Origin of the sequence: Paracoccus luteus (assembly GCF_004522155.1) — a bacterium.
Taxonomy (GTDB): Bacteria; Pseudomonadota; Alphaproteobacteria; order Rhodobacterales; family Rhodobacteraceae; genus Paracoccus; species Paracoccus luteus.
This window is the reverse complement of sequence record NZ_SDEA01000006.1, coordinates 15135-34154: the sequence shown is the minus strand read 5'-3', so window position 1 is coordinate 34154 and position 19020 is coordinate 15135. Positions and strand designations below refer to the sequence as shown.

Sequence of the window (19020 nt, the reverse complement as noted above, 5' to 3'; positions counted from 1 at the left end):
TCGTCCTCCCTCAGTCCAGGCGCCGCGAGACGCGGCCATAGACGGCCAGTGCCAGGCCGAAGATCACCAGCACGACGATCGAGGTCGCCGCCGCGCTCGGCCATTCCAGTTGGATCACCGCCTGATCATAGATCTCGGTCGCCAGCAGGAAGACCCTCCCGCCTCCCAGCAGCTTGGGTGTGACGAAGCTGCTGATCGCCAGCACGAAGCAGAGCAGGCAGCCAAGCGCGACGCCGGGAAGGGTCAGCGGAAAGATCACCCGGCGGAAACGCGTGAAAGAACTGGCGCCAAGCGAGGCGGCCGCCTCCTCGTAGCTGCGCTCGAGCCGGCCGAAACCCGCAATCAGGGACAGCGCCATGTAGGGGATCAGGATTTCGATCAGCCCGATATAGACACCGAGCGTATTGTTGACGAGCCGCAACGGGCTGTCGATGATGCCTGCATTCATCAACAGACCGTTGATGACGCCGCGGTCCCCCATCAGGACCATCCAGCCATAGGTGCGGACAACCGCGCTGACCAGCAGCGGCGAGATCGTCATGACGAACAGGATGTTGCGCCACCTCGGCGACACGCGATGCAGGAAAAGGGCGATGGGATAGGAACAGATCAGCGTGCCGACCGTCACCACCAGCGACATCACGACCGAATTCCATATCAGTTCGAGGCTGAAGGGGTCGGTGAAGAAGCCGATATAGTTTTCCAGCGTCCAGTTGTCGGTCAGAACCCCGCCACCCGTGCTTTGGATGAACGAGATCGAGGTCAGCCGGACCACCGGAATGATGAAGCTCACCAGGTTGATGAGGGCCAGCGGCAGCAGCAGTGCTGCGATCAGCAGGCCGGTCGGAACGCGCTTTCCGGTCGCGACAGTGGGTTGGGTCGCGCTCATGCGTCGTCCCGCCCGAAGATCAGCATGTCGCGGGGCGCCCACTCGCACAGGACTTCGTCGCCCGTATTGTGGTGCAGGCCGCTGCCTTGCGTGTGCTGTTCGATCTTGAGCAGCACGCCTTCGGCGATTTCCACGTCATACTGAACGATGTCGCCGATATAGGTGACAGTGCGCACGATCCCCTTGACCGCATTCGTCGAGTTGCCGACCAGATTCGGGTCGCGCGCGGCGGTCAGATGGATGCGATGGGGGCGGATGGCGGCGATGCCCCGGCCTTCCGGCAGGTCATGCGCTGCGCTGCGACAGACCGTCCCCGCCAGCCTGACCCGATCCCCCGCGACGATCTCGCAGGGCAGCTTGTTGATCCGCCCGACGAACTCGGCCACGAACATCGAGGCCGGACGCTCGTAAATGTCGTCGGGCGAGCCGAGCTGCGCCAGCCGCCCCTTGTTCATGACGCCGACGACGTCGCACATGGTCAGGGCCTCGACCTGATCGTGGGTGACGAAGACGGAGGTGATCCCGAGGCGCTGTTGAATCTCGCGGATTTCCACCCGCATCTCGTCGCGCAGCTTGGCATCCAGGTTCGAGAGAGGCTCATCCAGCAGCAGCAGCCGAGGACGGATCACCAGCGCCCGCGCCAGCGACACACGCTGCTGCTGTCCGCCCGACATCTCGCGCGGCTTGCGGTCGCGATAGCCGGGCAGCCGGACCATCTCCAGCGCCTCGTCGACGCGCGCACGGATTTCCGACCGGGGCACGCCTCGCATCTCCAGACCGAAGGCGACGTTCTCGCCGACCGTCATGTGGGGGAACAGGGCGTAGTTCTGGAAGACAAGGCCGATATCGCGACGGTGCGGCGGTGCGGCAGACAGCTCCTGTCCATCGACGACCAGATGCCCCTCTTCGATCGGGACCAGCCCGGCCACCATACGCAGCGTGGTGGTCTTGCCGCAGCCCGATGGTCCCAGAAGCCCCAGAAGGCTTCCCTTGGGCACGTCGATGTGCAGATCGTCCACCGCCACAAACCCGTTGGGATAGCGCTTGGTCACGCCCCGAAGCGACAGAAAGGCAGGCTGCGCGGCAGGTGTCGTCTGCCTGTTCTCGGCTGGTTGCTGCATCGTGTTTCCTGTAGGTAGGGACGACCATGCGGGCCGCGGCACACGTCGTGCCGCGGCGCGTCGTTGGTTCAGCGGCTCGCCGGAATGATCCGACGCTTCCACGGTGCCAGGATGCTGTCGCGCATTTCGCCGATGGTCATCCAGTCCACATGGATCAGCCCCTCGCGCGTGGCAGGATCCATATAGGGGATGCGGGCGGCGGTCGCTTCGTCCAGCTCTGCCTTGCTGTTGGTGGGCGCGTAGAACATCGCTTCCGAAAAGGCCGCCTGCGCCTCGGGGCTGAGCGCGTAGTCGATGAAGCGCTGTGTCGCCTCGGGTTCCGGGGCGCCCGCGATCGCGCTGATGACGTTGATCTGTGCGGCCGTTCCCTCGGACGGCGCCACCGACAGCACCCGGCCGCCCGTCTGGTCGAAAAAGTGCTGCGCGCGGGCATTGTAGCCGATCGCCACATCGGCGGTGCCGTCGGCGACCAGGCTGTAGGCGTCAGGCTTGGGTTCCCAGGTCTGGATCAGGGGCGCCAGTTGCGTCGCCAACAGTTCGACGCCCGGCTCGATCGTTGTCTTGTAGTCATCTTGGCCCGCGATGCGATTGGCGATGATGGTGAGCAGGATCGCCTGGATGTCGCCGCCGCCTTGAGCCGGAACAACGACCTTGCCTTTGCGGACCGGATCCCAGAGCGCACTCCAACTGGTCGGCGCCTCGGGGAATGCCTCGGGGTTATAGATCAGCGAGAGCGTGTCATACGTCAGCGGGATCGCTTCGCCGCCAAGCTCCTTGCCGATGTCATGAAGGTCGGCATACGAGGCGAGCGCCGCCGTATCCAAGGTCTCGGTCAGCCCTTCGGTCGCGGCGATCTTGGCCACCGACAGGTCATAGATGACGGCGTTGGCGCTGGGGTTGTCCTTCTGCGCCCGCATCTGGCCTAGGGCCGTCGCCGCGTTCTGCACCCCGAAGAACGTGACATTGATGTCGGGGTTCGCCGCCATGAAGGGTTCGACCACTGCCTTCACGTAGTTTTCCTCGAAGCCGCCGCCCCGATAGCCCATCACCGTGATATCGGCTGCCTGGCCCGTGCCGGCGACCAAAACCGACGCAGCTGCGGCCACGATCGTCCGGTTGATCTTGCGGTCCATCATATCCTCCCTCGATATCCTGCGAGAGGAGCCCGAATGGCGCATCAGCGTCCAGCAACGAAAACTGATGGCATGACAAGAGAACCTGTTTCCAGCCTCGTTCGATGCAGGGTCAAAAGGCCTTTCCACAGGGCTGGGAGAGGCGTCCACCGCGCGATACGCCCGATCGCCGCCAAACCATCTGGCGATGCCGCAAGGCTGGCAGTCCGCCCCGAGCGGCGCAGGCTGCGCCGGGGAAACCTGCGGGCGCTGGTGCCCTGGCGATGGAACAGCATTCCGGTGTTCCTCTCACCATCCGGCTGATCGGCGCCGAAGGCCATGATTTCGGCCCTTCGGCGGCCCATCTGCTGGGGATCGGAGATCGGGGCGCCGTTGCGGTTCGGCCCGATGGCCATGTCCTGTGGCGCGACCCGACCGGCCGGAATCCCGGCGGGCTGGACAGGGCATTGAAGCTGTGGGCAGGCGCGACGGGCTGAATCAGCCGCCCAGCACTTCAGACCTTCAGGGGTGCGTTGTGGCAGGTGTTCATCACCCAACCTTCGCCCGAGCGGTGCCAGACCTGGGTCGTGAAGGCACGCACCTCCATCACCTCGCCGGTTTCCCGCACTATCAGCCGTTGTGTCAGCGGTCCGGTCATCACAGCGACGTCGCCGAACAGCCGGATGTTCAGATCGTCCCGTTTCACATCGCGGAAGCTGTATTTTTCGCGGAAGCCCTGCATGTAGCCCGCCTTGGTGTCGGCAGCACCGCTCAGATGAACACTGGGCGGCCATGTCGCGAGCTATGCCAGCGCGGCCGAGATCTTCGAGATGGGCTTCAACCATTTCTTCCGCGCGAAGACCGAGGACTTCGGTGGCGATCTGGTCTATTTCCAGCCCCATTCCGCCCCTGGCGTCTATGCCCGCGCCTTTCTGGAAGGCCGTTTGAGCGAGGAGCAGCTTGCCAACTATCGTCAGGAGGTCGGCGGCAATGGCCTGTGCTCCTATCCGCACCCTTGGCTCATGCCGGATTTCTGGCAATTTCCGACCGGCTCGATGGGCCACGGGCCGATCAGCGCGGTCTACCAGGCGCGATGCATGCGCTATCTGGAAGGGCGCGGGTTGGCCGACACGGCCGGGCGCCATGTCTGGGGCGTGTTCGGCGATGGCGAGATGGACGAGCCGGAATCGATTGCAGGGCTAACGCTGGCGGCACGCGAGAACCTCGACAACCTGACCTTCATCGTCAACTGCAACCTGCAGCGGCTGGACGGGCCAGTGCGCGGCAACGGTCAGATCATTCAGGAACTGGAAAGCCTGTTCATCGGCGCCGGCTGGAACGTCATCAAGGTGCTGTGGGGGTCGGAATGGGACGGGCTTTTCGCCCGTGACAAGGATCTGGCCCTGCTGCGCCGCTTTGCCGACACCGTGGACGGCCAGTATCAGAATCTGGGCAGCAAGGACGGCGACTACAACCGCGCAAGGTTCTTCGACGCCGATCCGGCAACCCGCGATCTGGTCGCCCACCTGACGGACGCGGAAATCCACGCGCTGAAGCGCGGCGGCCATGATTTCCGCAAGCTCCATGCCGCATTCGCCGCTGCCAAGGCTCACAAGGGCCGTCCAACGGTCATTCTGGCAAAGACCAAGAAGGGCTACGGAATGGGCAATGCCGGCGAAAGCCGGATGACCGCGCATCAGTCCAAGAAGCTGGACATGGAGGCGTTGGTCGCCTTCCGCGACCGGTTCAACCTGCCTTTGGCCGAGGGCGATCTTGAAGGGCTGAAGTTTTACAAGCCCGCCGACGACAGCCCCGAGATGACCTATCTGCGCGAACGGCGCGCGAGCTTGGGCGGCAGGCTCCCCAAGCGGCAGGCAGGCATCTCTGATGACAAGCGCACGGCACCGCCGGAACTTTCCACCTACGGCAAGTTTGCCATCGAGGCCGACGGCAAGGAGATGTCCACCACCATGGCCGCGATGCGGATGATGGGGGGACTGCTGAAGGACAAGACCTTCGGGCCGCGGATCGTGCCAATCGTGGCTGACGAGGCGCGCACCTTCGGCATGGACAACCTGTTCCGGCAGGTCGGCATCTATTCCCCGAAGGGGCAACTCTATGAGCCCGAGGACGCCGGGTCGATGATGTTCTACAAGGAAGCGGCGAACGGCCAGCTTCTGGAGGAAGGCATCACCGAGGCGGGCGCAATCTCGAGCTGGGCGGCTGCCGCCACCTCCTATAGCGTGCATGACACCCCGACGCTGCCCTTCTACATCTATTACTCGATGTTCGGCTTCCAGCGGGTCGGCGATCTGATCTGGGCTGCCGCCGATCAGCGTGCGCGCGGCTTTCTTCTGGGCGCCACCGCGGGGCGCACGACCCTGTCGGGCGAGGGATTGCAGCATCAGGACGGCACGAGCCATCTGACCGCCTCGACCATCCCGAACTGGGGTTGATTATCCCAGCCATGTGACCTTTGTGACGCGGCTGGGCGGGCACCTGCTGCACCGGTTCGAACATGCGCTGGACTGCAAGGCCGAACGGAACGAGCATTTCTCGGAACACGGCCAGTGGATCCCGCAATACAAGCTGGAACGGGTGCTGATCGACCACGCGCTGAGCCTGCCGGGGGTTGAGATCCTGTACGGCCAGACCTTCACCGGCTATCAGCCCGGACCTGACGGCGTGACGGTCAGCGTCCGCGACGCCGAAAGCGGCAGCGACTGGACGCTTGCGGCCGATTACCTGGTCGGGGCCGATGGGTCCGGCAGCGCCGTGCGCGAGGCGATCGGCGCGAAGATGGAAGGCACCTACGGGCTGTCGCGCAACCTCAACATCATCTTCCGCGCGCCGGTCTGGCCAAGGCGCATCCGCATGGCGATGGCATCATGTTCTGGCAGATCAACCCCGACATGCCCAGCCTGATCGGGCCGATGGACCAGGGCGACCTGTGGTTCTTCATGCCCACCGCCATCGGATCGGCGCAAAAGCCAACGCCCGCCGAGGCCGAGGAGATGATTCGGACATCAACCGGAATCGACACCGAGATCGAGGTGCTGAGTTCGGACGAATGGGTCGCCAGCAAGCTTCTGGCCGACCGTTTCAGGCGCGACCGGGCGTTCATGATAGGTGATGCCGGGCATCTGCCCCCACCCTTCGGCGGCTTCGGAATGCTTCTGGGCGTGGGCGATGCGGTTGATCTGGGCTGGAAGCTGGCTGCCGTGCTGCTGGGCTGGGCGGGCCCTTCGCTGCTGGACAGCTATGAGGTGGAACGCCGTCAAACGGCGCAACTGGTTCTGGACGCCGCCGAGGCGAACCATACCATTCTTGCAAACCAGCTGATCCTGCCGCATCTCGAGGACGATACGCCCGAGGGAGAGGCGGCGCGCGTCGAGGCGGCCGAAATGGTGCGCCGCCACAAGGCGGCCGAATTCTATGCCCGCGGCGTGGTGCTTGGGTATTGTTACCGCGATTCGCCCGCGATTGCGGATGATGGCACGCAAAAGGATTGGCGGCCTTCGCTGGATTACACCCCCTCGGCGACACCGGGCTGCATCGCGCCGCATTGCTGGCTGGCCGACGGATCGTCGCTTTACGACCATTTCGGGGCAGGGTTCACGCTGCTGGTGACGCGTGACGCCGATCCGGCGCAGATCGACGCGGCGCGTTCGGCCATCGAGGCGGAAGACATTCCGCTGACGGTCCTGGCGCCGCAGGACGACCGGCTGGCTGGGCTTTATCAGGCGCCGCTGGTGCTGATCCGGCCCGATCAACACGTGGCCTGGCGCGGCGATCGCGCGCCATCGCGCGACGTGCTGGAACGGCTGCTCGGCCGCCGTGCAGTGGCCGCCGCCTGAGAGGGTCCGTCAGGTTGCAGCACCCTCCTCCGCCGCGCGGCCGTATCGCAGTCCCGCGCGGCGGAACAGGTCGAACAGGTATTCCGCCAGCGGGGTAAGCGACAGGTCGATCCGTCGCACGAGGCAGATGGGTGCGGCAGCGATATCCTCGCGCACGAGAATGACATCGAACAGGTCGGCCGAAATCGGCGCGGTCAGTATCTGCCGGGGCACCGAGGTCAGCAGGTCACTGTTGGCCACGGCCAGAAGCGTGGCCGTGGCCGAGGTCGTGTGCATCACCACTTTCGGCTGAGGCAGCCCGTGCTGGATGAACGGGCGGTCGAAATCGCCCTCGCTTTCGCGGTCGTGCAGAGCCTGCTTGACCCATTCCGCCCCAGTCAGCTGCCGGATCGAGGCGGCGCCTGCCAGCGGATGCCCCTTGCGCGCGATCACGATGCGTCGGTTCTGGAACAGGGTTTCCGAGGTGACGCGGCTGCCCCGGCCCGGATCGGCGAATGGACCGACAAAGAAGTCGATCTCGCCGTTCAGCAGCTGGACCTCGATGGGCTGATAGAAGCTTTCGACGAATTTCAGCACTGCACGGGGATGCGCGTTCCGAAACGCCCGGACTGCCTGCGGCATCAGCGCGAATGTCGCAATCGCCGACATGGCCACGCGCACGTCGCCGGTCATTTCGCCCTTCAACTGCCCGATTTCCTCGCGGGCGCGGCGCAACTCTTCCTGGATGGCGCGGGCACGCCTCAGCATCACTTGGCCCATGGCGGTGGGCTGCATGCCGAACTGGTGGCGCTCGAACAGGGGCACGCCCAACTCCTGCTCCAGCTCCCGGATGCTGCGGGTGATGGCAGGCTGCGTGACCCCCAGATGCCGCGCGGCAGCCCGCAAGCTGCCGGCGTCGGCTGTCGCGATGATATCCCTGATCTGGTTCAGCTTCACGCGATCTCTTCTGCCATCGGCGAATTGGGATTGACCATGCTCATGTTGCCCACGCTGGCGGTGCCGTCAAACAAACCTGACGCTCACCGCTGACAGGCGGGCCGTTGCGGCGCCCGTTACCGCAGCATTGCCGTTGCATTCAGCGCCGTTAAATGTGGACCCGCACGCGATGGATTGCTGAAAGGAAAGCACGGGGCTGTCCGGGGGCAGCCGCTTCCGGTCCGACGCGACCTGGACACTTGCGCTGCCCTTGACCGTTATCGCGGCTCGCGCTCAGGCCGGCATTGCCTTCTCAACCCGTGGTTTTCGCAACAGGGCGAAGGGAGTGGTGCCGAAAGGGTTATGCCCTCCCGCGCTGTCCCCTTTTGCCGCGCGCCGTCGGTCAGACGGCGCCCGCAACCGCGCCCGGTGTGACCCGGTCGGCGTCTGCCGCCTCATAGTTGAAGACGAAATCCTGCGGGATCTCGGGGCCCCAGAGATAAATCCCGTCCTCCGGCGGATAGTCGCCCGCGTTCCAGTCCTGATCGGCCGGGATATAGTCGATGTCGGCCGAGTACTCGGAATAGCTGCCCCACGGGTCCTTGACGTAGTGGAAGTAGTTCGACCCCAGCACGTGCCGGCCGAGCCCCCAGCCCTTCTGATAGCCCTTGTCGGCCATCTGCGAGGCGCCAAGGCCAATTTCATTGACGCCGCCGACGTCCCACGAGCAGTGGTGCAGACCCGGCGCAGATGATTTGGCGAAGGCGATCAGGTGGTGGTCCGAACCGTGGATACCGTGCATGAAGCAGATCCCGTCACCCTGCCGGTCCGACAGACGCAGGCCCAGGTTGCGGGAATAGAACTCGATCGACTCGGGCACCGACGGCGTGAACGCCAGAATATGCGCCAGCCGCCTGGGCTGCACCTTCAGCGCCTTCGTTCGGGAGACCGAGCCCATCTGCCCAGGCGGACAGGACTGCGTGGTGAAGTCCATCTTTTCGTTTGGCGAGGACTTCTCGGCGATCTTGATCTCGATGTTCATCCCGAACGGGTCCTGGAACCAGAAGCCGTTCGAGTCGTAGCAATAGCCGCGCGGGGCATCCATGATGCGCACGCCGTTCCGCTCGATGCGCTTGCGGATCGGCTCGAAATCCTCCTCGAACACCGCGAAGCTCAGGTGGTTGAGCTTCTTGCGCGGACCCTCGGCAAGGCTGGCCCAGCGGTGGGACGAGCCGAAGGTGTAGATCCCCAGCCCCTGCCCTTCCTCGCGCACATCCAGCCCGAAGGAGCGGTAGAAATCCTCGGCCACCTTCAGGTCGGGCACCATCATGTTGAAGGTGTCCATCGAGTGGATGCCGAGTTCGCCGGGACGCTTGGTGACGCCCACTTTTCCGGTAATCGCAGTCATCGCTTCCTCCCCGAGATGGATGTCAGGCCGATTTCGCCAGCGCCGGACGCGCGCGGTCGCGGATCGGGTTGGACAGGACGCCAAGCTGGTCGATCTCGACCTCGCAGACGTCGCCATCCTTCATGAACAACTGCGGCTTTCGCGCCAGGCCCACGCCTGAGGGCGTGCCGGTCACGATCACGTCGCCGGGTTCCAGCGTCATGAACTGCGAGCAGATCGAGACGATCTGCGCGACCGAGAACACCATGTCGTCGATCATCGCGCTCTGCACCGTCTCGCCGTTCAGGCGGGTGACGAGCTTCAGCCCCTTGCAGCCTTCAGGCAGCGCGTCGGCGGTCACGAAATACGGGCCGAAGGCGCCGGTGTTGTCGAAGTTCTTGCCCGCCGTCCATTGCGGCGACTTGAACTGATAGTCTCGGATCGAGCCGTCGTTGAAGATCGAGTAGCCGGCGACATGGTTCAGCGCCTCTGCCTCGCTGACGTCGCGGGCCGACTTGCCGATCACGGCGACAAGCTCGCCTTCATAGTCGAGCTGCTCGGAAACATGGGGGCGCAGGATCGGCGCGCCGTGGCCGATGAGGCTGGAGTTGAAGCGCCCGAACAGGGTCGGATACGCCGGCTGCTCGAAGCCGCTTTCGGCCGAATGATCGGTATAGTTCAGGCCGACGCAGACGATCTTTTCGGGATGCGCGACCGGCGGCAGGAAGGTCGCCGAGTCAGGATCGATGTCGACAAGGTCGCGTTCTCGGCCGTGACTGTGACTGAGGAGTTGGCTCGGCATTGACGCAATGCTCGAACACAATCGCCAGCATCAACGGCAGCACGCCGACAACGGCCGCCTACGTAAGAGCCCGAGATAAGATCCCGGTCGGTCACCATGTCGCCTGCCGCGGAGGCGCGCGACCGCGCCGAGGGCGCGCCATCCTTCATGTCCCATCTCGTCCTCGACGCCGTTTTCAGCAACGGCGACCGCCCCTATCCCCTTTACCACGCAGATTGGCAATCGTCTGGCTCTTTCCGGTTCCCGGCGGGCCCTGAATGACCAGGTTGCGCCCCCGGCGCACCTCGTGGACGGCGAGCGTCTGCGAACTGTCGCTGTCGAGAATGTGGTGCATCTCGGCCGGTGAAATGATCGGGTCGATCGGCACATCGTCCGGAACCAGCGGTTCTCCGCGCTCGAAGCCATCTGCGAGAAGGCCCTTGAGCAGAGGACGCCCGGTCAAAGGGGCGTCCGCGGGCCAGTTGGCCGGATCGAGGCCGCGATACATCATGAACTTGGCAAAGGAAAAGAAGCTCAGCACGATGACATCGCGCTCGACGCCCCATCCGTCCTTCCCTTCAACGGCTGTTTCGACGCTTTCGAGATATGCCGAAAGATCGAAGCCTTCGCTCGGCTCCACCTCGGGCAGGCGGATGCCATGCAGCCGGTCCAGGAAGTTCTCGAGCGACAGGTTCGCCGCGAAATCCTCGGGCCGCGCCCTCAGCCGGAAACGCTCGCCCGCCGTCCCGCGCTCCAGAGCGACGGGGATCAGCAGCAGCGGGGCGCGGCGGGTGTTCTTCCTGTCGTTCGGATCGACCCAGCGCAGAGCGCCGAGAGTGAGATACAATACATTGACGCCCTGTTCGTCCTCGAGCGTCCTGGCGTCGTAATTTCCGACCGCAACGAACAGGCCGTCCCTTACGGCGAAGGCACTCGCCTCGGGCTGGTCTTCGTTGACGGTATGGACCTTGCCGTTGATGACCACGAGGTCGGCGGGTTGCTGGCCCTGTGCGTGGGCGGCGGACACCGCAGTGACCGCGGCGAGCGCGACCGCCAGCGGCGAGATTCCGTTGAACAAGCACATGGCACTCTCTCCTTGGTTTTCATGAATGATGGAGGCCGCCGGAGGGCGGCCTCCATGGCCGATCACCGGGCCAGAGTTGCTGGCCGCCTGCGGCCTTGTTCCCCGGCGGGGGCAGCGGCCGCTTGCGCGCGCGTGTAGCTCTCGACCACCGACTGGTATTCCGGCACCAGCTCGGCATAGAGTTCGCCCCACTGCGGCGCGTCCGGGCGTTTCCAGGTCCGGTGGGTCTCGCTGAGGATCGTGTTGGTCGTCACGGACTCGACCCCTCCGTCCGCCATCCGCAGCATCGCCGCGTCCGCCGCCAGCTTGCTGACATCGCCCGAGGCATCCATCACCGCGAGCACGTTATAACCGTCAGCCTCGGCCTGCAGGGCCGGCAAGGCGACGCAGACGCTCGTCCAGACGCCGGCCATGATGAGGGTCTTGCGCCCGGTCGCCTCGACGAAATCGGCTTGTCCCAGGCGCTCACCTCGCCCAGCTGTCCGGCGTTGATCGCGTCCGGCGCCACTTCGGCCAGTTCCTCCATGATCGGGCCGTTGGGGCCGTTCGGCTCGGACGCGGTCACGATGATCGGAATGCCGGCCAGTTTGGCGATCTTCGCCAACGCCACCGTGTTCCGACGCAGGTCGTCCACGGGAATGTCGTTGACGGTCGGGAACAGCCCGGTCTGGTGGTCGAGCAGCAGCAGGACCGGTGGATTGCGGGAGAAGCTGATGCACCCGGATCTCGTGGGCGAGTTCGTGGCCGAGTATCATCGTGAACAGTCCCTTCTCCGCCGGGAGCGTGGGGCGCGTCTGGCAGATCTCCAGCGCGAACTCGCGCAAGTCGAGGCCAAGATCGCCAACATGATCACTGCGATTGCCGATGGCCTGTACCAACCCAGCATGAAGGCGTCGATGCAGGCGCTCGAGATCCACAAGGCGGAGATCACGACGGAACTCGCAGGTTCTGCGGAAGATGCGGTGCTCCTGCATCCGAGGATGGCCACCGTGTATGAGGGCAAGGTGGACGACCTGATTGCCGCGCTGAACACACCGAATTGCCGCGCGGAAGCAGCGGAGATTCTTCGGGGAATGATTTCGGAGGTGCGGGCGGTGCCGGAGGGCGAGGGCGTGCTAGCACTGGATCTCGTCGGCGACCTGGCGGGAATTCTCGGTCACTGCGGCAACGACAAAGCCCCGTGAGGAGATCGCGGGGCGTCGAGTCAACCAGTTTTGGTTGCGGGGACCTGAGGCCACCGAGAGTTGAACTCGAGTTCGTCTGCGTCCGTTACCCTGACCTCCGATCTGGACTAATACCCCGACACGAGGCAAGAACCCGCGCTGAAATCGTCAGGGCGCTCGAGTTCAGCCCGGCGCTTGCGGTATGAAACGGCCAGAACCTGCAGCCACTACGCTGTTAGAGGTCACCGAACCACTCGGACCAGCCGTAACGGTATCTCAAGAGGACCCGTGCCGGCTACTACACCACCCATATGGCGCGGCGCGTGAGGGCATGCCAATATGCCCGTGTCACACCATGCCTATCCATGCCCACAGCCTGCCCGGTCGACCGGAAACCGAATGGGAGACCCTCCAGCAGCACGCTGAACGGGTTGCCGACGGCGCGGCGCGTCGGGCTGACGTGGCGGGCTTGGGAGCGTACGGACGGCTTCTCGGTCTGGTTCACGACATCGGCAAGATCAAGCCGGCCTTTCAGGCACGCCTGAGAGGAAGCCCGTTGGAGGTCTCCCACTCGGGCGAGGGTGCGCGTCTCCTGCAGGAGCGGGGCGGCGCCTTCGGCTGCATGCTCGCCGGCGCAGTCGCCGGCCATCACGGGCGGCTGCCCAATCCCGACCGGCTCAGGCAGCGCATCGCCGCGGCGGAGCGGCTCGACCTGCCCGACTGGCTGTTCTTTGAGATGCCCCCACCTCCCGAGAGGCTCCTCAACTGCGGTCCCGATCGGGCGCGGCTTTCCTTCAGGGCGCAGTTCCTCGTGCGGTTCCTCTACGGCTGCCTGACGGACGCCGACGACCGCGAGACAGCCGCGTGGGAGAGCGCGGCTCTGGGGCTGCCAGACGCGCCGCCCCGCCCCACCGCTCTCGCGTCCGCCATGCGGGACGACCTCAACCGCCATGTCGCGGGCCTCGCCGCCGACGGGCCGGTCAACGCCCTTCGCGCCCAGGTGCTCGCTCATGTCCGTGGCATGGCGGCGGAAAGGCCGGGGCTGTTCACCCTGACGGTGCCCACCGGCGGCGGCAAGACGCTGGCATCACTCGGCTTCGCGCTGGACCATGCCGCGGCACACGGGATGACGCGGCTCGTCCATGTCGCGCCCTTCACCTCGATCGTCGAGCAGACAGCGGCGGTGTTCCGGCGCGTCCTGGGCGAGGATGCGGTGCTGGAGCACCATTCGGCCTTCGACCTGGGCGGGGAGGACGAGAGTGAGCGCGAGCAGCGCCGGGTGGCCGGGGCGAGCTGGGACTCGCCGGTGGTCGTTACCACGGCGGTGCAGTTCTTCGAGAGCCTCTTCGCCGCACGCAAGAAGCGCTGCCGCAAGCTGCCCGCCCTCGCCCGCGCAGTGATCGTCGTGGACGAGGCGCAGACGATGCCGCGCGGCTTCCTGCGCCCCTGTCTCGCGGCGCTGACGGAACTGGCCGAAGGCTACGGCGCCACCGTCGTCCTCTGCACCGCGACGCAGCCCGCGCTGACAGTCGAGGCGGGGTTCAGGGCGCCCGAGGCGCTGAAGGGGGCACGAGAGCTCGCGCCCGATCCGCCGATGCTCCACGCGGCGCTAAAACGCGTGCGGGTGCGCGACTTGGGGCCGCAAAGTGATGAGGAGCTGGCGGCTCGGCTTCGTACAGCCCGTCAGGCGCTGCTCATTGTGGACAACCGAATGCAAGCGAGGCGGCTCTTCGATGCGGTGACACTGACAGAGGGTGCGGTACATCTCAGCACGCTGATGACCGCAGCGCACCGGCGGCAGGTGCTCGCAATCGTACGCGAAAGGCTGAAGGCCAGACAGCCGGTGCGCCTCGTCTCGACATCGCTAGTCGAGGCCGGTGTGGACGTGGACTTCCCACTGGTGATGCGCGCGGCGGCGGGCATCGACTCGCTCGCGCAGGCCGCCGGGCGTTGCAATCGCGAGGGGAGAATGGAGGCTCTGGGTGAGCTGCTGGTGTTCCAGTCCGACCATCCCGCCCCACCGGTTGTCGAGGACTACGCAGCCAAGGGTCGCGCGGTGCTGGAGCGGTTCCTGGATGATCCGCTGTCGCCCGCGGCCGTCTCAGAGTATTTCAGGACACTCTGGCATGCCTGGGGCGATGATGCGCTCGACAGCGCCGAGGTGGGCGAGACGGCCAAGGTCCGCGGCATCTTGCGTGCGATCGAGAAGGCAGGCTTGGCCTGCCCCTTCGAGGACATAGAACGCGCCTTCCGCCTGATCGGCGACGAGCAAAAGGCCGTGATCGTCCGCGATGGCGACTATGGAGTATCACAGGCGCTCCTGGATGAACTCCAATGGAGTTCCCCTGGGACTGCGGCGCGGGCGCTGCAATCCTTCACAGTCAATGTGCCCTTTCGACTCTGGCGTGACCTCTGGGCGGCGGGAGTGCTGGCCTGGTGGCAGGGCGACCGCTTCGGCGAGCAGTTCGCGCTGCTTGAGGCGCCGTCGCTCTACCACGAGCGGGCGGGTCTGGCTGTCGAGGGGTTGGGCGACATTGGTACGATGCTCGCCTGACAGTTGACCGGACGGGGGCTGAGCCCATAGCGTGCCGCGAAGGACAGAGATGGATGCAGAAGATTGTCGAATCAGGACGATGCGGGTTTTCGGCTGGTCGCGCGGGGACGCCATGCGTGCTTCACCCGTCCCGAAATGAAGGTCGAGCGGGTCTCCTATGACGTGATGACGCCATCGGCCGCGCGCGGCATCCTCGAGGCCATTCACTGGAAGCCCGCGATCCGTTGGGTCGTGAACCGCATCCATGTGCTGAAGCCTATCCGATTTCAGACGATCCGGCGCAACGAGGTGGCCTCCAAGATCCCCGAGCGCGCGGCGCGAACGGCAATGGGGCGCGGCAGCGTCGAGGGCCTTGGCCTGCGGGTGGACGAGGACCGCCAGCAGCGTGCCATGCTGTGCCTCGTGGACGTGGCCTATGGCATCGAGGCGCGCTTCGAGATCACGGACAGGGCCGGACCGGAGGATAGTGCAGCCAAGCACGCCGAGATGTTCCGCCGCCGTGCCGCGAAAGGTCAACATTTCCATCAGCCCTGCCTCGGCGTGCGCGAATTTCCGGCCGACGTCGAGCTGGTGAAGGTGTTTCCGCCATCGGCGCTGCCGGATGAGGCGCGGGACCGCGACCTCGGATGGATGCTTCACGATATCGACTATGCGAACGGGCGGCGGTCGGTGTTCTTCCACGCGATCATGGAGGACGGGGTGATCGACGTGCGGAAATGCCTCGCCCAAGGGACGGCGGCGTGACGGTTCTTCAGGAACTCGCGTCCCTCTACGAACGCCGCGCGGCTCGCGCGGGCTGGCCTCGGGCGGGGTTCTCGACCGAGAGCGTGGGAGCGGAGGTGGTGCTGAGACGCGACGGGTCGGTGGAGGCGATCCGGCCGCTCCTCGCGCCGGACGCGAGGGGAAAGATGCAGCCGCGCAAGCTGGCGGTGCCCGCAGCCGTTAAGCGGACCTCTGGAGTAAGGTCGAACCTCCTATGGGACAAGACGGCCTACGCGTTGGGCGTTACGGCCGTGCCCGGACCCGAAGGCAAATCCTTCGCTGGCCAGGGAGGGCGGACCGCAGCCGAGCACGCGGCCTTCCGCGAGGCGCAACTCGCACTCCTCGAAGGCGTCGAGGACGAGGCGCTCAACGCCTTTGTCGCTTTCTGCCGGACGTGGGAGCCCTCGCACTTTGCGCGCTTCCCCGATGCCCTGCCGCTGCTCGATCAGAACGTTGTCTTCCGAGTCGGCGAGGAGGATTGGCTTCACGACCGGGCGGAGGCGCTCGCGCTCCTGCTCACCCCCGAGAGCGAAGAGGGGGCGATGTGTCTTGTGACCGGTCGCTTCGGACCACTGGTGCGGCTGCATCCAACGATCAAGGGCGTGCCTGGGGCGCAGAGTTCGGGCGCTTCGCTCGTTTCCTTCAACAACGATGCCGAGACCTCGCACGGTAAAGTTCAAGGCGAAAACGCCCCCACTTCCGAGGCTGCCGCCTTCGCTTACGGAACCGCGCTCAACGCGCTGCTCGCGCGGGGCTCGGGAAACAACCTCCGCATTGGCGACGCCACGGTGGCTTTCTGGGCGCGTGGCGACGCGGCACTCTCCGAGGAGCAGGTGGAGGACCTGCTGCGCGCGGCATGGCATGGCGACGCGGGAGTTGAGACCGACGAGCAAGACGAGGAGGTGCTCAGGTCCAAGCTGGCAGCCGTGGCGCACGGCCGCGTGCCCGAGGGCACCGCGCTCCATCCTACCACGCAGGTTTTCGTCCTGGGCCTCGCGTCGAATGCGGCGCGGCTGTCGGTGCGGTTTTGGCATCCCGGAACGCTGGGCGATCTTGCGCGGCACATCGTCGCGTTCTGGAACGAATGCGCCATCGAGCCTTCGCCATTCCAGAAGGCCGGCACCCTGCGCCTGCCCAAGCCCTGGTCGCTGCTCTATGATCTTGCGCCGCAGCGGGACGCGAAGAAGATTTCGCCCACGCTCGGCGGCGACCTCATGCGCGCGATCCTCTCGGGCAGCCCCTACCCCGCCACGTTGCTGGCCGCGGTCATTGGCCGACTGCGGGTAGAGGGCGACCCTGATCCCAAACGGGACGGTAACCTGGACGGCCGCCGGGCGGCGCTGCTCCGGGCCGTTCTGATCCGCAACCACAAGCTGGAGGTGCCGGTGGCGCTCGACGAGGAAGCCGACGACGTGGCCTATCTGCTGGGGCGCCTCTTTGGCGCCTACGCCTATGCCGAGCGAAGTTATCAGGAGAGGGGCGCGGGCTTGCGTGCCAAGTACATGGGCGCGGCCTCGGCCACGCCGGCGCGGGTCTTCCCGGCGTTGATGCGGGGGTACGAGCACAATCTCGACGCGCTCCGCAAGGCGGGCGGGATGAAGGCTGGCGCGGGGGTGAAGGCGGATCGCGCCGTCGCCGCGATCCTCGGCCACCTGCCGGGCGGAGTGCCGCTGCCCGGCGCGCTGCCGCTGGAGGAGCAGGGCCGCTTCTTCATCGGCTTCTACCACCAAATCTCTGCCTTCTACACCAAGGCCGAGGACGCCGCCGAGGCGCTGATCGAGACGCCGGACCAGGGAGACGACGAATGACCGCGCAGGACCAACTCAACCTCGGGGCCGCATCGGCGGCGGAGCCGGGGCGCGGCACGCCCCTCGCCAACCGCTGGGACTTCGTCCTGTTCCTCGACGTGACGAACGGCAACCCGAACGGCGACCCCGACGCGGGCAACATGCCCCGGATGGACCCCGAGACCAATCATGGGCTGATGTCGGACGTCTCGATCAAGCGGAAGGTCCGCAACTACGTGGCCGAGGCCCGCGCGGGCCAGCCCGGCCACCGCATCTACTTCACCGAGCGCGCGGTGCTGAACGAGGCGCACGAGGAGGCGTGGAAGGCCACCGGAATCAAACCGGACAAGGCGGGCGACTACTCGAAGCTTCCCAAGGCCGACGCCGATGCGCGACGCCTCACCGGCTGGATGTGCGCGAACTTCTGGGACATCCGCACCTTCGGCGCCGTAATGTCCACCGGCATCAACGCAGGTCAAGTGCGCGGGCCCGTGCAGCTCTCCTTCGCCTGCTCCGAGGAGGCGATCATGCCGCTCGAAGTGTCGATCACCCGCTCCTCCGTCACCAACGAAAAGGACCGGGACAAGGAGCGTACGATGGGCCGCAAGGCGGTGGTGCCCTACGGGCTCTACCGCGTCCACGGCTTCGTCAATGCTCCCCTCGCCCGGCGCACCGGCTTCTCGGAGGAGGATCTGGCGCTGCTGTGGGAGGCGCTTGGCGCAATGCTCGATCTCGACCGCTCCGCTTCGCGCGGGGTCATGGCGGCCCGGCGGCTGATCGGTTTCCGCCACGAGAGCCCGCTTGGCAACGCCCAGGCGCACCGACTGTTCGAGCGGGTTACGGTGAGCCGCGTGCAGGACGGCGAGGCGGTCCCGGCGGGCGACACCCGCACCCATAACTGGCCACCCGCCCGCGCCTTCCGGGACTACCGCATCGAGGTGGACGACCACGACCTGCCGCAAGGCGTGACGATCCATGAGCCCTGGTGACGACAGCCTGCCGATTTCCGCGCTCCAGCACTGGCTCTTCTGCCCCCGCCAGTGTGCGCTCATTCATGTCGAGCGACTCTGGGTCGAGAACACACTTACGGCCGAGGGCCGCGTTCTGCACGAGCGCGCGGACTCTGGCCGGCCTGATACGCGGGACGGCATTCGCACGCTGCGCGCCGTGCAGGTGGCCTCGGCGACGCTGGGGCTGCATGGCGTGGCCGATGTCGTGGAGATGCGGGGATCGCAGCCCTATCCGGTGGAATACAAGCGCGGCCGCCCCAAGGCCCACCGTGCCGACGAGGTCCAGCTCTGCGCGCAGGCGATGTGCCTCGAGGAAATGACCGGAAGGGCAATCCCGGATGGCGCGCTGTTCTACGGCCAGAGCCGGCGGCGTCAGGTGGTCGCCTTCGACGCGCCATTGCGCGAACTCACGCGACAGGTGGCAGGGGAGGCACGCGCGGCGGTCGCCGAAGGCCGGGTGCCGCGGCCTGTCTATGAGCCCTCGCGGTGCGAGGCCTGCTCGTTGCGTGAGGGCTGCCGGCCCGAGGCGCGTGCCGACGGTGCCCAGACGTGGCTCGCGCGGCGGATCGAGCGCGCAGCGGTGCCGGAATAGGAGAAA

General features: G+C 66.0%; 18 protein-coding genes and 1 pseudogene. 10 read left to right on the top strand and 9 right to left on the bottom strand.

The genetic code is table 11. The features are described from left to right. Positions 1-10 precede the first annotated feature (10 nt). From EPA64_RS09220 to EPA64_RS09210, 3 genes are all read right to left on the bottom strand, one after another. Positions 11-889 (bottom strand): ABC transporter permease, encoded by an 879-nt coding sequence (locus EPA64_RS09220; protein ID WP_134726013.1) that lies wholly within the window; start codon positions 887-889, stop codon positions 11-13. Then, complete coding sequence (locus tag EPA64_RS09215) at positions 886-1941, bottom strand: ABC transporter ATP-binding protein (RefSeq protein WP_220443739.1); 1056 nt, start codon at positions 1939-1941, stop codon at positions 886-888. The genes EPA64_RS09220 and EPA64_RS09215 overlap by 4 nt, the downstream gene beginning before the upstream one ends. A gap of 137 nt (positions 1942-2078) precedes the next feature. Beyond that, entirely contained in the window at positions 2079-3143 is a 1065-nt protein-coding gene (locus EPA64_RS09210; RefSeq protein ID WP_220443738.1) for an extracellular solute-binding protein, read from the bottom strand. Positions 3144-3406: 263 nt separating this feature from the next. Here EPA64_RS09210 and EPA64_RS09205 point away from each other — a divergent pair, with 263 nt between their 5' ends. Continuing rightward, positions 3407-3619 (top strand): aromatic-ring hydroxylase C-terminal domain-containing protein, encoded by a 213-nt coding sequence (locus EPA64_RS09205; RefSeq protein WP_134726008.1) that lies wholly within the window; start codon positions 3407-3409, stop codon positions 3617-3619. A 17-nt stretch (positions 3620-3636) separates the two neighbouring features. Here the strand turns inward: EPA64_RS09205 and EPA64_RS09200 are convergent, their stop codons facing one another. Beyond that, complete coding sequence (locus tag EPA64_RS09200) at positions 3637-3897, bottom strand: nuclear transport factor 2 family protein (RefSeq protein WP_281278566.1); 261 nt, start codon at positions 3895-3897, stop codon at positions 3637-3639. A 7-nt stretch (positions 3898-3904) separates the two neighbouring features. Here EPA64_RS09200 and aceE point away from each other — a divergent pair, with 7 nt between their 5' ends. From aceE to EPA64_RS17075, 3 genes and pseudogenes are all read left to right on the top strand, one after another. Next, positions 3905-5578, top strand: a complete 1674-nt coding sequence (aceE, locus tag EPA64_RS09195) for a pyruvate dehydrogenase (acetyl-transferring), homodimeric type (protein ID WP_425467023.1) — start codon at positions 3905-3907, stop codon at positions 5576-5578. 13 nt (positions 5579-5591) lie between these two features. Beyond that, positions 5592-6367, top strand: a pseudogene (locus EPA64_RS17080) (FAD-dependent monooxygenase); the annotation flags it as partial. A 159-nt stretch (positions 6368-6526) separates the two neighbouring features. Then, positions 6527-6979, top strand: coding sequence for an aromatic-ring hydroxylase C-terminal domain-containing protein (locus tag EPA64_RS17075; RefSeq protein ID WP_425467022.1), 453 nt, complete (start codon positions 6527-6529; stop codon positions 6977-6979). A 9-nt stretch (positions 6980-6988) separates the two neighbouring features. On the opposite strand, the gene EPA64_RS09180 is transcribed toward EPA64_RS17075, so the two are convergent. The 5 genes from EPA64_RS09180 to EPA64_RS16460 form a co-directional block, all read right to left on the bottom strand. After that, positions 6989-7915: a LysR substrate-binding domain-containing protein gene (locus EPA64_RS09180; protein WP_134726002.1), complete on the bottom strand. Its 927-nt coding sequence runs from the start codon at positions 7913-7915 to the stop codon at positions 6989-6991. Positions 7916-8297: 382 nt separating this feature from the next. After that, the gene (locus EPA64_RS09175; RefSeq protein ID WP_134726000.1) at positions 8298-9302 is read right to left on the bottom strand and encodes a VOC family protein; all 1005 of its coding nucleotides are present in this window, start codon (positions 9300-9302) and stop codon (positions 8298-8300) included. Positions 9303-9324: 22 nt separating this feature from the next. Then, positions 9325-10083, bottom strand: a complete 759-nt coding sequence (locus EPA64_RS09170; RefSeq protein WP_134725999.1) for a fumarylacetoacetate hydrolase family protein — start codon at positions 10081-10083, stop codon at positions 9325-9327. Between the two features lie 175 nt (positions 10084-10258). Further along, on the bottom strand, positions 10259-11140 hold the full coding sequence (locus EPA64_RS09165; RefSeq protein WP_220443737.1) for a DUF4011 domain-containing protein: 882 nt from the start codon (positions 11138-11140) through the stop codon (positions 10259-10261). Positions 11141-11208: 68 nt separating this feature from the next. Then, the gene (locus EPA64_RS16460) at positions 11209-11607 is read right to left on the bottom strand and encodes an isochorismatase family protein (protein ID WP_281278565.1); all 399 of its coding nucleotides are present in this window, start codon (positions 11605-11607) and stop codon (positions 11209-11211) included. On the opposite strand from EPA64_RS16460, the gene EPA64_RS09155 reads away from it, so the two are divergent. The 6 genes from EPA64_RS09155 to cas4 all read left to right on the top strand — a co-directional run bounded on the left by EPA64_RS09155 (position 11599) and on the right by cas4 (position 19014). Then, positions 11599-12330, top strand: a complete 732-nt coding sequence (locus tag EPA64_RS09155; RefSeq protein WP_220443735.1) for a hypothetical protein — start codon at positions 11599-11601, stop codon at positions 12328-12330. The genes EPA64_RS16460 and EPA64_RS09155 overlap by 9 nt on opposite strands. A 334-nt stretch (positions 12331-12664) precedes the next feature. Beyond that, positions 12665-14863 carry a CRISPR-associated endonuclease Cas3'' gene (locus EPA64_RS09150; protein ID WP_134725993.1) on the top strand — a complete coding sequence of 733 codons (2199 nt, stop codon included), beginning with the start codon at positions 12665-12667 and terminating at the stop codon, positions 14861-14863. A gap of 63 nt (positions 14864-14926) precedes the next feature. Then, a complete protein-coding gene (gene cas5c / locus EPA64_RS09145) occupies positions 14927-15607 on the top strand; it encodes a type I-C CRISPR-associated protein Cas5c (protein ID WP_134725991.1) in 681 nt (226 codons plus the stop codon). Next, positions 15604-17433, top strand: a complete 1830-nt coding sequence (gene cas8c / locus EPA64_RS09140) for a type I-C CRISPR-associated protein Cas8c/Csd1 (protein WP_167626638.1) — start codon at positions 15604-15606, stop codon at positions 17431-17433. The genes cas5c and cas8c overlap by 4 nt, the downstream gene beginning before the upstream one ends. Next, on the top strand, positions 17430-18401 hold the full coding sequence (gene cas7c, locus EPA64_RS09135; protein ID WP_134725987.1) for a type I-C CRISPR-associated protein Cas7/Csd2: 972 nt from the start codon (positions 17430-17432) through the stop codon (positions 18399-18401). Before cas8c ends, cas7c begins: the two co-directional genes overlap by 4 nt. Then, positions 18388-19014, top strand: a complete 627-nt coding sequence (gene cas4, locus EPA64_RS09130) for a CRISPR-associated protein Cas4 (RefSeq protein WP_134725986.1) — start codon at positions 18388-18390, stop codon at positions 19012-19014. Before cas7c ends, cas4 begins: the two co-directional genes overlap by 14 nt. Positions 19015-19020 lie beyond the last annotated feature (6 nt).